The sequence below is a fragment of the Spirochaetota bacterium genome, assembly GCA_004297825.1.
GTDB lineage: Bacteria > Spirochaetota > UBA4802 > UBA4802 > UBA5368 > FW300-bin19.
In genome coordinates, this window is record SCSX01000043.1 from 1 (window position 1) to 13,687 (window position 13,687).

At 51.6% G+C, this 13,687-nt stretch carries 9 protein-coding genes; 4 read left to right on the forward strand and 5 right to left on the reverse strand.

Features of this window, described 5'->3' with window-relative positions; translation table 11 throughout:
• Positions 1–1,855: 1,855 nt before the first annotated feature.
• The 3 genes from EPN93_09090 (at position 1,856) to EPN93_09100 (ending at position 4,418) form a co-directional block, all read left to right on the forward strand.
• Entirely contained in the window at positions 1,856–2,452 is a 597-nt protein-coding gene (locus tag EPN93_09090) for a hypothetical protein (protein TAL35944.1), read from the forward strand.
• Positions 2,453–2,508: 56 nt separating this feature from the next.
• A complete protein-coding gene (locus EPN93_09095) occupies positions 2,509–2,790 on the forward strand; it encodes a DUF3467 domain-containing protein (GenBank protein TAL35945.1) in 282 nt (93 codons plus the stop codon).
• A 131-nt stretch (positions 2,791–2,921) separates the two neighbouring features.
• Entirely contained in the window at positions 2,922–4,418 is a 1,497-nt protein-coding gene (locus EPN93_09100) for an exo-alpha-sialidase (protein ID TAL35946.1), read from the forward strand.
• Positions 4,419–4,460: 42 nt separating this feature from the next.
• Here the strand turns inward: EPN93_09100 and EPN93_09105 are convergent, their stop codons facing one another.
• The 3 genes from EPN93_09105 to EPN93_09115 all read right to left on the reverse strand — a co-directional run bounded on the left by EPN93_09105 (position 4,461) and on the right by EPN93_09115 (position 8,771).
• Positions 4,461–5,510 carry a hypothetical protein gene (locus EPN93_09105; protein ID TAL35947.1) on the reverse strand — a complete coding sequence of 350 codons (1,050 nt, stop codon included), beginning with the start codon at positions 5,508–5,510 and terminating at the stop codon, positions 4,461–4,463.
• A 619-nt stretch (positions 5,511–6,129) separates the two neighbouring features.
• Positions 6,130–7,101 carry a porphobilinogen synthase gene (gene hemB / locus EPN93_09110; GenBank protein ID TAL35948.1) on the reverse strand — a complete coding sequence of 324 codons (972 nt, stop codon included), beginning with the start codon at positions 7,099–7,101 and terminating at the stop codon, positions 6,130–6,132.
• Between the two features lie 209 nt (positions 7,102–7,310).
• Entirely contained in the window at positions 7,311–8,771 is a 1,461-nt protein-coding gene (locus tag EPN93_09115) for a B12-binding domain-containing radical SAM protein (GenBank protein TAL35949.1), read from the reverse strand.
• Between the two features lie 345 nt (positions 8,772–9,116).
• On the opposite strand from EPN93_09115, the gene EPN93_09120 reads away from it, so the two are divergent.
• Positions 9,117–10,253: a hypothetical protein gene (locus EPN93_09120; GenBank protein ID TAL35950.1), complete on the forward strand. Its 1,137-nt coding sequence runs from the start codon at positions 9,117–9,119 to the stop codon at positions 10,251–10,253.
• Positions 10,254–10,444: 191 nt separating this feature from the next.
• Here EPN93_09120 and EPN93_09125 read toward each other — a convergent pair whose 3' ends face one another.
• A complete protein-coding gene (locus EPN93_09125) occupies positions 10,445–12,811 on the reverse strand; it encodes a hypothetical protein (protein TAL35951.1) in 2,367 nt (788 codons plus the stop codon).
• A 155-nt stretch (positions 12,812–12,966) separates the two neighbouring features.
• The gene (locus EPN93_09130) at positions 12,967–13,554 is read right to left on the reverse strand and encodes a TlpA family protein disulfide reductase (protein ID TAL35952.1); all 588 of its coding nucleotides are present in this window, start codon (positions 13,552–13,554) and stop codon (positions 12,967–12,969) included.
• Between the last annotated feature and the right edge of the window lie 133 nt (positions 13,555–13,687).

Consider the following 13,687-nt stretch of genomic DNA (forward strand, 5'->3'; position numbering starts at 1 on the left):
GGGAAAGAGCCTCGCAATAAGCTACGCCGCGTCGACCATGCAGGCGGGCTTCAAAGGAGCATACGGCGGCAGCACGTTCGCCGGTGCCCTCGCAAGCGGTTCCACCAAAATGCTCATGACCGCAGGATTAAACGGAAACCGCATTGACTGGAAGGCGGGCGCGGCGGATACTATGAGCACCTACATGGCTGACAAGGCGTCCGAGGGTGTGGGGTCGGATAACAAATACACGCAGTCTCTTATAAAGAACTTTACGTCTTACACCGTGAGCAACCTCGCCTACAACGCCATGGGAAGGGAGCAGAAGTTTGACCTCAACCAGGCGTGTTACGTGAACACGCTTGACGCCGCGCTCCAGAGCACGAAGGCGTGGTGGGACCAGAAGAATGGAAAAACCGATCCGAACGAAGCCCAGCAGACCGCCGATAACATGGACAAGGCGGACACGTTCCTGGGCGGTATATGGCTTGGATTGAAGAATTCCGCGATGAGCGTGGTGAGGGATTCGATGGGGATTGTGAATGGGGTGAGCGATTTTGCCCAGAGTACGTTCAATTTGGCTTCGGGAGATGGGTACAGGACGAATACCGAGGTAGCCGTCGCGGCGGCGCTGGGAGAGTATGATAGATTCTCCAAAGACTATGACGACTCCAAGGCCATGTGGGCGAGCGGAGAAATGGACGCGCGAATGGTCCAGAAGATGTCTGGGGATGTCACGGGGAACTTCTACAACGATTCAACAGAAGTGACCGAGGCAAAGATCGCGATGATGGAACAGATGGGGTATGATACGAGCAAAGTACAGTCACAGGTTGATGGAATGAGGATGAATCTGGTAGACCAGGAGATGGCAAGGTCACGAACCGAGCGGCTTATGGAACTGGCTAGCAACCCATTTGGAGGAGCATTGATTTCCGGTATAGCCTCGCCTAGTGGCACCATGACAGATACAGGGATTCCGGGATGGGCGTATACCGCGGGAGCGGGAACTGCGTGGCACCTGGATGAAGAAAATGGGAGCACGGTGGTGAGGTCAAACGCGGCGAGAGATAATTATGAGAATACGATTGGATACGATAATGGATTATCTGAGTTGTTTCAGGGGGTGGGGAGTTTATTGAATGGGAGAACTGATTCGCCTTATGCGCAGAATCTTATGGATACAATGGATTCAATATTTAATCCTGTAACTGCTTTCAACAATGCAAATTCCGCATTTGACGAACTGACTGGAATAAATGTTGGTGGTGGTATTAGTGATGCGTATGACACTGCCAAGGGTGCAGCAGGAGAATTAATGCAACCGTATCTTGATTCAGTGGCTGGGCCACATGGAGTGCAAGTAATGTATTCCTTGGTTTTTGAGTCATCCGTATCATTATTTGCGCTTTCGGCAGGGAGAGAGTATCAGGGAAATGCAATGCTGCATGCAGGAGTGAATATTGATAGTGAGAATCTCTCAAACTCGAAAATCGATCTGGTGGTTGATTTATTTCCTGCGAGTGTGGATAAAACCGGGAAGTATTCAGAAAATGCTGAAGTGGGTAATAATCCTATGTATGGATGGTATAGTAACCTTATTTCAGGGGGAGCAAATATTAGTTTTGCAAGCTTTAATAGCCCAACAGATGCCATTGAAAACTATACAGGTAAGGGCAATGAAATGAACTATGGAATTGGGTTGCCTACTTACTTGGGAATATCGGCTTCATCAACAGAACCTGATAATAAAAGTGGTAAATCTTGGGCTTCAGTTGGTGCAAGTTATGGTATAGGCGGTGGGGGAGTGAATATTGGAAAAACTTATACATCAGTTAATGAGAACTATAGGAAAACATTTAAATGGAGATTTTAAATGAATTTTAGAAATCTAATAATTATTGGTTTTGGATTAATTCTAATAGCCGTCAATTGTGGAAGAAAATGTGATCCAGAAGAATCAAGGAAAAGAATAATTGAATTGGAGAAGGAATGCGTAAAAGAGGTTGAAGCACTTTCAATTGTGACATATGCAGGTGATAGGATATGTTACCTTTATATAAAGGATAAGAATATAATTAATGAATTTCGTCATTTAATTATAGGTAAAACGAAAGCAGCTGAAATATATTCTGGACAATTCAGTAGAAGAACAACCATTACCATGAAAACTAAAAATGAATTATATACAATATTGCTTCACAGCGAACCATATGGAAGTGGAATCCCCAAAGACATGGTGAGAATCAGTTTTTACCCGCATAATAAATTTGATATATATGATTCATATGTTGCAATAAACAAAACCCCAACAGGTATTGGTGATTTCAATATTGATAAATATGGTCAATATTCGGCATGTGAATATCTTCAGGATAACAAGCTTGATGATTTTATTGAAAAATATTTAGTCGGAACTGTTGACGGTGATTATTCAAACAAAGAAATATGGCATGAGTGTCGGGAGCATTAATCAAAGGCCTTTCAAATAGTTCTAGTATTTTAATACACAACCAAGGAATACATAACATGACCAAAGAAGATCAAAAACAACAAGCACCTGCTTCACCCCAACAAATCGTCGTCCCCGAAGTCTACACGAACACCGCAATCGTAAACTTCAGCCCTTACGAGTTCGAACTCACGTTTGGACTGGGAAGCAGCAATTACCAGGGAATCAAGCCACTTGTGAATGTGCGCATGAGCCCGCAGTTCGCCAAGGAGTTCGCGCGCATTATAAGCGAGAACGTCAAGATGTATGAACAGAATATTGGGGCGATCGTTGAGGTTGAGCAGAGGAAGAAGAATTGAAATGCCGTGTGAGACGTTATGCGATTGTGAAATATTTTTTATCGCACCATGGAATTAGTAACATAATAGCTGCATGAGCATTTAGTATTTCAATACATAATGATAGATCATTACTGGAGGAATTAGTATTGATGAAAAGTAAAATGCGTGCCATCGGGAGAAATATTTCTGGGATCATCATGACGACTGTCATGATAACATTGGTCACATGCGGCGGGGGAGGTGGGGGCGGCGCTGACGATTCGGGCGATTTGCCACCTGATCTTCAGATTTATGGGAGTACACCTTTTCAGGAGTGGATCCCCAATAATGGAACTGTTGATATATGCAATGTAGAACTAACCAGATCGCAGAATTTTCATTTTGATTTGAATAATTACAGTAAAGATCCTGTCAATTTGACCGGGACCCCTTTGGTCGAGATTTCTGGGCCCGATGCGGACTTGTTTGTTGTAACAACACAGCCACATACACCCGTAATTGATGGTGATTATAATAATGAGGCAACTATTACTTTCACACCACTAACATTGGGCGAAAAAACGGCAACGGTTACCATCCAAAGTGATGATCCTGACACGAGCGTTTTCACTTTCACAATAAAGGGACATGGTTCTTCTTTCAAGACAGTTGATTCAGTGGGCAGCGTTGGAAGAGAATCCTCGATAGCCCTGAATGGAAATAATGTCTACCTTTCATATTATGATGATACAAATTATGACCTGAAATTCGGCAAATCCATTGATTCAGGAGTAAGCTGGAATAAATCGGTCATATCAACAGATTGTGATAGAGATAAAACTGCTATTAGAGTAAATGGATCAGATGTGTATATTTGTTACAAATACAGTACTCTCAAATTTGCAAAGTCAACTGATGGAGGTGCAACATGGCCCGCTGCAAATAAAAAGACGATAGACTCGACCGGTATTACTGGCGTGAGTTTGTCGATGGCTAATAACGGGTCCAGTTTGTATGTTAGTTACGTTACTAACGGAGCGGATTTCGATGAATTGCGTTTTGCCAAATCGACGGATGGTGGAACGACTTGGGCAAGCAGCGATATGAAGCTAATAACAGTTTCGTACTTATTGTTTCATACCTCTATCTCAGTTAGCGGAAATAATGTTGCCATTACTTATCTAGATCATGAGACGGGATATTTAAAATGTGCACTCTCTGCCGATAACGGGAACACGTGGTCGCTCGCAACGGTAGACAATTCAGTGGGAATATATTTAACAGAGATGTCTGTCGCAGTAAATGGCAACAATGTATTTATCAGTTATTATAACGACACTGATAAATGCTTGAGATTCGCAAAATCGACCGATTTTGGTACGAGCTGGTCTGCTAAAACCATCAAAGCAGGTGTATCTTTTGTCCCATATGCGGTAATAGGCGCAAATAGTAATAGTATTTATGTCCTTTATTATCAAGGCGGTATTCATCTGGCGAAATCAAATGATTCCGGCGCAACATGGGAATTATCGCTTATACACCTTGTGTCCGCTTATGATTTATCAATCACTGTCACCGCGGACGAGCATCTCGGAGTAAGCTATTTTTGTAATACCCCGGCGGATTTGATTTCAGGACTTTCTCTGGATGGAGGTGCGACCTGGTGATCGTATTCAACATTAATTACAACTAAGAGTAAACACCATACGTCACGATGCCTTCCGGAAATAATGATGATGAAGTCCTCCAAGGACCGGTTTAGAGCGGATACCGGAGCATTTTAGAGGATGCAAGGGATCATCCGGAGGCAAGGTTCCGGCAGGAATTCGGCAGTCAATACCTTGATGGGGACGCATTGAGTTGTAGTAATCTATATACTCGACAAGAATTCTCCGAATTTGTTGTTCATTGAAAACAATGAAGCTATCAAACGCTTCCCTGCGAATGGAGCCGACGAAACGCTCAGCAAATGCATTCATGTTCGGGGCTTTGACGGAGGTAACGATTTCTTTTATACCGAATGAGGCATAGTCCTGAAAGAGTTCCCCGGAACGGTCATGGATGAGATACACGGGACGCTTGATCTTTTCCTCGAAAAGGATCATCTGTTGTCTCACGAATTCCTTCACGGGATTCCGGGTAATGGCAAATTGAACGATTTCCCTTGTGCCGTGACTTATGATGAAGAAAATGTAGAATCGCTGGTTGAAAATGGTGTCGATCGTAAAGAAATCCGTCGCAAAAAGCGAATCGATGTGGGATTTCAGGAATTTTTTCCAGGTAAGCGAAGCGCGGATCTTTCCCTTACGGCGATAATGACGGAGGATATTTGCGATAGTCGTGGAATCCAGGTCGATGCCAAGCTTCTTCAGCTCTCCGCTGATACGCACGTATCCCCAGGAGAGGTTCTCGTTTTTCATGCGAAGAACAAGCTCCTTGATCTCCTGCGAAACGGGAGGTCTCCCGCCCCGGGGATGCGGGGGATAGGTCCAGAAGCTTTTAAGGAGCACCCTCTGCCAGGCGAGGAGGGTTTCGGGCTTGATGATGGCAAGGCTATTTATAATGCTATGCGCTGAATTGAGAACGGCAAGGAATATGCGGTCAAGGTGACGAATAGGGATTCGCTTGTTCTCAAAGCGGTAATGCCGTAACAGAATCTCGCGCTCTTTTTCGAGAAGCAAGATTCTGGCGATAAGGGCTTTTTTCGAGGAAAATCCGAACAGCAATAATTTCATGAAAGCCGAAAGCAAGGGAAGCATAAGGAGCCTTTGATATTGAAAGATGAGTGCGATAATGCGTGTGAATGTGCGTGCAAGTTTTCATGACATCAGGCTTAAACCACATTGAGGATTGAATAGGTGATCATTGCAAATACTGGCGATTTTAGCTATGCTCGTGCTCTTTGAAAACAAATTCCCAAATTCATCCAAAGCATTCATTTTCAAGCGCCATCCTGTTTCGCCGAGCATCGGCCGGCTAGAGGCGCGACCTCCTGTCGCAACGCCGGCATTAGTACATCCTGTACGTCACAGGTTTTGGCGGTGGACAGAATTGGAATTCCCTTCAAGGAAGCCTTGTCTTGTCCGGAAACAGGCCGAGGACTGATCGCCCGGCCTTATGGGCGATTTCCGCAGGCCCGCCAAAACCGAGAAGCGCAGGGGAGCCCGCAGGGCCGAAACAGTAGGGCGCCAGCCTCCCTGGCGCTTGAAGGGCGCGGAGAGTGGGAGCCACGAGGGAGAGAGGGGCTGGCCCCTCTTTACCTCGTGTAACCAGCCCCCCCTGCCAGGGGACTGAGATGCAACGCCGTGAGGCATGTTGCGCAGCGCGTGAACGGCCGGCTAAAGACGCGACATTCGGACGCAACGCCGGCATTTTTTCCTACATCCACCCCTTCTCAAACACCTCACGCGCATGATAGGAGATAATCATATCCGCCCCGGCGCGGAAAATTCCCGTGAGTATCTCGCGCACGATCCGCTCCTCTTCCACGTAGCCGGCCTTCGCGGCCGCCTTGACCATCGAGTACTCCCCGCTCACGTTGTAAGCGCACACGGGGACGTCGGCGATCTCGCGCACGCGGCGTACGACGTCCAGGTAGGCGAGCGCGGGTTTCACCATCACGATATCGGCGCCCTCCTCGAGGTCGAGGGTGACCTCGCGCTCGGCCTCGCGCGCGTTGCGGAAGTCCATCTGGTAGCTTCGCCGGTCCCCGAACAGGGGGGCGCTCCCCGCCGCCTCGCGGAAGGGCCCGTAGAAGGCCGACGCGTACTTCGCGGCATAGGAGAGTATCGGCACCCCGTCGAATTCGTTGTCGTCGAGCGCATCCCGGATCGCGGCGACCCGTCCGTCCATCATGTCGCTCGGGGCGACGATATCCGCGCCCGCGCGCGCGTGCGAGAGCGCGGTCTTCGCGATGAGTTCGAGCGATTCGTCGTTCGCGATCTTCCCGTCGCACACGACCCCGCAATGGCCGTGCGAGGTGTATTCGCACAGGCACACGTCCGTGATCACGCATATCTCCGGGAGCGCCCCCTTGAGCGCGCGCACCGCACGCTGCACGATCCCGTCGTCGTCCCACGCCCCGGTCGCCACCTCGTCCTTGCGCTCCGGTATCCCGAAGAGCACCAGGTAGCGCAGCCCCCTCTTCAAATCGCGCTCGGCGTCGCGCAGCAGATCGTCCACCGAGACGCGCGCGATCCCCGGCATGGAGGCGATCTCCTCCCGCGCGGGCGTTCCCTCCACGACGAAATGCGGCATGATGAGCTTGTTTTTGTCGGCCATCGTTTCGGCGACGAGCTCCCGTATAGGGGCGGTGGCGCGCAGGCGGCGCGGGCGGTGCGGATTATACATGGGGGTATCTCCATCCGAAATGTCGCGGCCTTCCCGTCCCGGTCTTTTCGGGGCGGGGGGCCTGATATCGCGACAGTATCGATCGGGCTCCCGGGATTTTCAAGAGGAGAATGGACCGCGGAAGAAAAAATCGAAACCAAATAACAATTGACCCGAAATGCCCCCACACCCCCGAGCGGAATTCAGGGGGGTTCTGATACGCCCTCTCCCTAGAGGACGGCCGCCGTCCGCTCCTCGTTCACCGTGCCGGGGGGGATTGCAACGCCGGGAGCGTGTTTCTCCAGTTCAGGTCCTGTTGAAAGCTTCTTGAGTCCCTTCACGTATTTCCTGTTGATCTTCTGCCACTTGATATTGAGGTTCCTCGCGTAATAGGCGAGCCCCAGCCCGATAATGTTTCCCTGGAAAAGCTTTTTCGCCATCTCCCTCCAGGTATACATCTTCGTGTGGCTGTAGAGCTGCGCGTTCATGAGTCCCCACGGGGTGAAGTTTTTCGGCCGGAAGACGACGTGGTGCGTATCGTACAGCGACCAGTCGGTGGTGAGTATCCGGTTTTCGGCGTTGAGTTTTTTGTAGAGATCGGAGCCAGGAAGCGGCGTGAGAATGAGGAACTGCAGGGAGCTCAGCTGCACCTCCCGGGTGAAGCGCACCGTCGCCCCGACCGATTCCGGCGAGTCTTCGTCGAACCCGTAGACGAACATGCCGTGAATGTGAATGCCGTGCCGCTTGATGACGCGTATGGCCGCCGCAATATCGTCCACCGTCTGCTTTTTCTTCATCTCCTTCAGGCTCGCGGGATTCACGGACTCGAATCCTATGAACACGGTGTGGCACCCTGCCCGTTTCATGAGTTTCACGAGCTCTTCGTCCTTCGCGACGTCCACGCGCACCTGGGTGGACCAGTGAAACCTGAACCCGGCATCGATCATCGCGTTCAGCAATTCCCTGGCCCGCGCGCGGTTCGCGGTGAAATTGTCGTCGTAAAAGAACACGAAGTCGTTCCCCCCGTCATACTGGTGAAGCTCCTCGATGACGTTTTCGGTGGAGCGGTACCGGTATCCCTTGCCGAACATGCCCGTGACCGAGCAGAAGGAACAATCGAAGGGACAGCCGCGCGAGGTCTGGACCGGGATGATGCGCAGGTTCGATATCGTTCTCAAGCCCCCCTTGATGAGCGAAAGGTCCGGGTGCGGAAGCTCGTCCAGGTTTTCCAGGAACGGCTGGATGGGATTATGGATTGTCAAGTCCGATGCGCGGTAGCTCAGGTTGGGGACGCGGGAATAATCACGGTCGCCCTCCCAGGCGTCCACGAAGGCCATGAGGGCCCTCTCCCCTTCGCCCCGGATCACGAAATCGGCGTGTTCCATGGCCTCGTCGGGCAGGTGGGTCACGTGGGGGCCGCCCATGATGACCGGGACGCCCAGCGCGCGCACCCTGTCGGCAATCGCATAACTTCCCACCGCGGTGGGCGTTATCGTCGAGATCCCCACGAGATCCGCCCCTTTCAGCGTGTCGAAGTCCACGCCCTCGAGCTGTTCCACCACCACCTCGACCTCCCAGCCGCGGTCGCGCATCATAGTCGCCAGGATGAAGCTTCCCAGCCGGGGGATGGGAAACTTGGAAAAAATATGGAAGCCGGGAGCCTGCGGCTCGATAAACACCATCTTCTTCATGGGACTCTCCTCGTCGCCTGGATGTGCGCCTTGGCCCGGGGCGGGAATTGTATGCATCGTTTTGGCTTTAGCGCTTGTACGTGGAGAGACAGCAGAGACGGCGGACTGGTTGCAAAAAATGGAGGCGGGGGCGCGGAAATCCCGGATTCAGGGCTATCGGCCCCCCGGCCTATTATTCTTGACGCACGTCCGATTCCCGGGTATCATTTTCGCGCCGTAACCGCATACGGCAGTTTCTCTTAAAATGCTTCAAACCAGGGGTACGCGTCCCGGACCGCCCGTAATGGCGCATAACGCCCGGGGCGATCCGCGCCGCCCCGCATACGCCGTTCCAGGGGGATACCGATGAATTCCAGGGGAGCACGACTTTGCGCATGGATGTTTGTTCTATTGTTCACGGGCGCGGCGGCGCCGCTGGCCGCGCTTGAGCTCGACCGCGGAGAGCGGAACCCGCTTCTCCCCTACGTGAGCGTGAAGGCGGGGGCGGACTATTTCTACATTGACCCGGGCACCTTCATGCCCAAGAGCGACGATATAAAGATCGAGTCCACGCCGTTCTATTACTTCGACGCGAAAATGGGATGGGATTTCCGCTTTTTCGGGATCGGCGCGAGGCTCAAGAATAGCTTCTCGCGCGACAGCCTGGAAGAGAACCCCGTCAACAAGCAGGATTCCGTGCAAAGCTCGAAGGAGAGTAAGACCAGGGAGCGCATCTTCAACATGACCGGTACGATCACGCCCTTCGTCGAGGACGACACGCGCAAGGGGATATTCGCCCAGGGCGAGTTCCGCCTGTTCCAGACCAAGCTCACCGTGGACCAGACAACGTCCTTTATCGATAATACGGGCACAACGTTACTGGATCCCGGGAAGGACTACCACGTCAACACCTTCCAGCGCACCTATTCCGCCGGGATGGTGATCTCGCGTCCCTGGTACTATTTCGCGGCCGGGTACGGGTACAACAAGCTCTATGCGCCGTTCTGGATCGCCCAGGACAGCGCCATCGAGGCGGTGACCGCGGAGACCCACTCGCTCTTCCTGTCCACCTCAGGAAAAATGGGCGGGCTCACCCTGGAGTGCGAGGCTTCGTACGGCGTGGCGAAATTCAGGAAGCCGGACGGGGATACGGTCGGGATGGTGATCGCGTACCAGGACAACGGCAAAACCACGAAGGCGAATTCGCTGTACCGCGACAATATCATCAACCGCTACATATACAACTTCACCGATAACGTGTACATAAACGGCCGCCTGGGCTATTCGGGCTACCTGCCTATACACTCGGCGATGGCGATGAACCTCGCGGTCACGGCGCTGAGCAACGCCTATCTCTGGGGCACGGCGATATCGGCGGACGCGGTCCCCGCCTTCCAGGCCCCGGTGAACATTCTGGTCAACTACCTTCTCTACCGGATGACGGGGAACAAAGTCCTCTACGCGGACATTTCGGCGGGGCTCGAGGCGGGAGTGAGGTTGTAGGCGAACCCCCGGGGGCACGGCTCCCGTGCCCCTGCCGCGTGGGGATTTAAAGGGTTTTCCTGATTATGCGATACGTGTATCGGCGCAGCCATGAAGGCGCTGCGCGGGTGTTGTGCCGGTTGTGCCAAGCCTGCGCGCACCTATCGCATTCTCTGCAAATCCGCCCACGCGGCACCGGAACGCGTTTATTCCTACCAGACCCCGTACGCCCTGATGATAATGCCGTGACGTACCGAGTAAAAACTGGCGTCATATCCCATTTGGCTATCATTGATTTGATTGATTGACAGGTTATTCATGGGGAGGCCCACTACCTCAAGATTATATCCAGCGCCCAATACAAGCTTCCCGCCGGCGAATGTGGGAGCCCAGTAAACCCCGAAACTTAAATCACCTTTAAGGAAAAGCATTAAAGTAGACTTATTCACCATTTCCTTCGTGGGATTCAATGCCTCCGCATTGCGCGCGGCATCATCGCTGAGCTTCCCTACTCCCATGCCTTCCCAAAAATGAAGCGTACAGAACGGCCCGAAGCCGGCCGGCATGCTTCCATAGTGCCTTAGTCTATCGGAAAACGTATCGATTTCCAGGTATGCGCTATAACTCTGTATCCGAAAATTCTCATCATAGACCGGTTTTAGCGATTCCGGGACAAGTCCGTTCCTGGACTGCATATCGTCTCTCCATGTGTGTATCTGGAGAGGCATGCTGAAGCTGTAATAACTGAAGCCCAGCCCAAGAATCCCGTTTATATAATATAAGAAATCAGCTTCCGTATATTTATTGTCGTATCGGAACTCGGACTGCATCCCCGGCGCGAGATCGCCCGACCATTTTGCTTTTCCCCGAAACGTTCCCTGCGCGCCCTTCACGCAAAAATTTTTGTACGCAATATATCCCATCGTGTTAATCGTTTTCCCGGTCATGGTATCATCCACGGTTACGCTCCCGCCCAGGTGAAGTCCTATGCTGTTAAAGAGAAGATTCGCATCATAGGTCGTAAGGCTGGAGGCGTCCATCTCGTAATCGATCTTACCGTAGCTCTTGAGGTACCATTTTGTGACCGGGATCAGGCTTATCCGCGCGGAAAGCTCTACATCATCCTTGCTTTTGCTTTCGGCCTCGGTTATCTCCTGTTCGGACGTCCCGGTTATGGGGTCGATTTTAATGACCGCGGCATAGTTATTGAAGGTCTCTATCGCCACCGGGGTAACGAATATCCGCAGGGGGCCGGTGATGATCTTCCGGGCCTCCTTCATGGCGCTTTTCGCGCTGGAGGTCCTGTCCTGAAAGTTATAGTACTCCGCCTGGTCGACCAGCGATTTTACGCGGTTTACGAGGTAGCCCTCGCCGGTTTTCATCGTGGCGTCGATTTTTTTATCGATCCTCCCGGCAGCTTCGTTTTTCTTCGCGGCATTCAGGATGATTCCGGACTTCTCCTTCCCCGCCTTATAAAAGTTCATCGCCTCGATAAAATTATAGTCCCGATAATAAACGTCCCCGTTCCTCTCGTACGCGGAGACAATCGCGCTTACAATGCTGTCCTTCCTGTCCCCGATCGCGGCGGTTATCTGTCCCCCCGATTCGCCGTAGGGAATGGCCTTAATTTCTTCTTCTATCGCGATATATTTCGATAATCCGTCCTCGAGATCGTCCATCTCCGGGTTTGTGATTCCCTTGAGCCGCGTGTCAATTTTCTCTATCTGCGGCTTGTATTCCATCACCACGGCGGACGCGATGCGCTTTTGGATCCCGTCGACATATTCCTGTACCTGCGCCTGTTTGGCCCCGCTAAGCTTCGTCCGTACCTTTTCCACCACTTCGCCGTATTTTGCCCGGGCACTCGCGTAATCCTGTTTGCCGAAGTACCGGTCTCCCTCGGCGACCAGCACCTTGGAATAGTCGATAATCTTGCTTACCGTCTCGTCCTCGCTCTTGAACCGGATGATCGAAATATCGAGCCCCTCGATCGCCTTGACCTCGATTCCGCCCAGGTTCACGTCCGCGCGCATCTCCGGCGCTTTCGCCATATCGATAACATGACCCGGATTCATTAACTTCTTCGCCGTCTCGGACGATATCCAGTCCACCTGGCTTTCCAGGAAGGCCTGTTTGACGATCGATTTCGTCCCAAGGGTCATTCCCTTGCGCTCAAGGGCGGTAACGCTTATGGCGATCTTTGCCCCGTCCTGCGATACTTCACCATACACAATTTCATCCGCGTTTATGCCGTCGGCGATCTGGGTGATGCAACTCGTATCGTCGCAGCCGCTGGACATGATCGCCTCCGCCTGTTTGTACATGACCTTGATCGCGTCGTCATCGATCACCTGGTACTGCGCCCCGAATCCCTCGAAAATCGCAAGGCGTATGCCTTCCTTGACCCTGTTCGCGAGCTTCGCGTTGACGCCATTCGCCTTAATCGTGGATATGTAGAGCTTCTTCTTTTTAAAGTCCCTTTCGTCCGCTTTCAGGGTGAAGGTGCCGCCGGCAAACAGCATCGAGAGCATGAGAACGATCGCGGTGTGCAGGTTCTTGTCGAGGAATCGCTTCTTCATTGAACGCCTCCGGGCATGGTAATTGAATCAAATTAACAATAGACTTGTTGCATAACTCTAGTCTTTACGGGGTTTAAGGGGCGAAGCCCCTTAAAAGCCCCCCGCAGGGGATCCCCGCGAGCGCGAGACGGCAGTTTCGCAACAAGTCTAATAATTCATTTCACGAGGACTATTTCCTGAATCTTCCTGATATTATCTTCCGTATATCCGTCATATCGTCCCAGAATCGTGCCATCCCCGCGAATGACGTACGTTACGGGTATCTTTCTGACGTCATACTGTTTCTGGATGTTCCCGAACGGATCGACGTATGCCTTGTCGAGTATGTTCAATTCCGACGCCAGCTCCCTCACCGAATTGCCGCTCTCGGAATAGATACAAAGGAGTTTCGCCCTGCCCCCTGATCCTTCGATTACGCTTACCAGCTCCGGAATTTCCTTCCTGCACGGCTTGCAATTTATCGAGGTGAAATTCAGAAGCACGACGCCATTCCCGGGGATGGCGGCAAGGTAATCATAAAAAATCGTCCGCTTCCCTTCGATACTGTACACGACAAAGTCTTCGGCTTTTTTATCCTGGGAAACAAGCGTATCCCACCCGCCCATCAGTATGGCGATTGTTAGCATTTGCAGCGGGAGATGAATTCTAACTGCACGTAGTATGCGTTGCATTCGGTTCCTTTCAATTTTATAATAAAAATTCCAGAGACCCACGTCACTTTTCAATAATAAGCGGAGCGTCATATAGACCGCTTTGGGAACTTATACTGCGGGTGAAACGGTTCCTTCCGGGAGAAAACAGGTACATTGGGCGGCTCTGATCGACTACGCCCCGGCGGAAATATTTTTGTTACCGCCGGGTGAACAATACTATCGA

Coding starts and splice junctions, on each gene's coding strand:
- EPN93_09090 (TAL35944.1), top strand. CDS start 1,856: ATGAATTTTAGAAATCTAATAATTATTGGTTTTGGATTAATTCTAATA.
- EPN93_09095 (TAL35945.1), top strand. CDS start 2,509: ATGACCAAAGAAGATCAAAAACAACAAGCACCTGCTTCACCCCAACAA.
- EPN93_09100 (TAL35946.1), top strand. CDS start 2,922: ATGAAAAGTAAAATGCGTGCCATCGGGAGAAATATTTCTGGGATCATC.
- EPN93_09105 (TAL35947.1), bottom strand. CDS start 5,510: ATGCTTCCCTTGCTTTCGGCTTTCATGAAATTATTGCTGTTCGGATTT.
- hemB (TAL35948.1), bottom strand. CDS start 7,101: ATGTATAATCCGCACCGCCCGCGCCGCCTGCGCGCCACCGCCCCTATA.
- EPN93_09115 (TAL35949.1), bottom strand. CDS start 8,771: ATGAAGAAGATGGTGTTTATCGAGCCGCAGGCTCCCGGCTTCCATATT.
- EPN93_09120 (TAL35950.1), top strand. CDS start 9,117: ATGAATTCCAGGGGAGCACGACTTTGCGCATGGATGTTTGTTCTATTG.
- EPN93_09125 (TAL35951.1), bottom strand. CDS start 12,811: ATGAAGAAGCGATTCCTCGACAAGAACCTGCACACCGCGATCGTTCTC.
- EPN93_09130 (TAL35952.1), bottom strand. CDS start 13,554: ATGACGCTCCGCTTATTATTGAAAAGTGACGTGGGTCTCTGGAATTTT.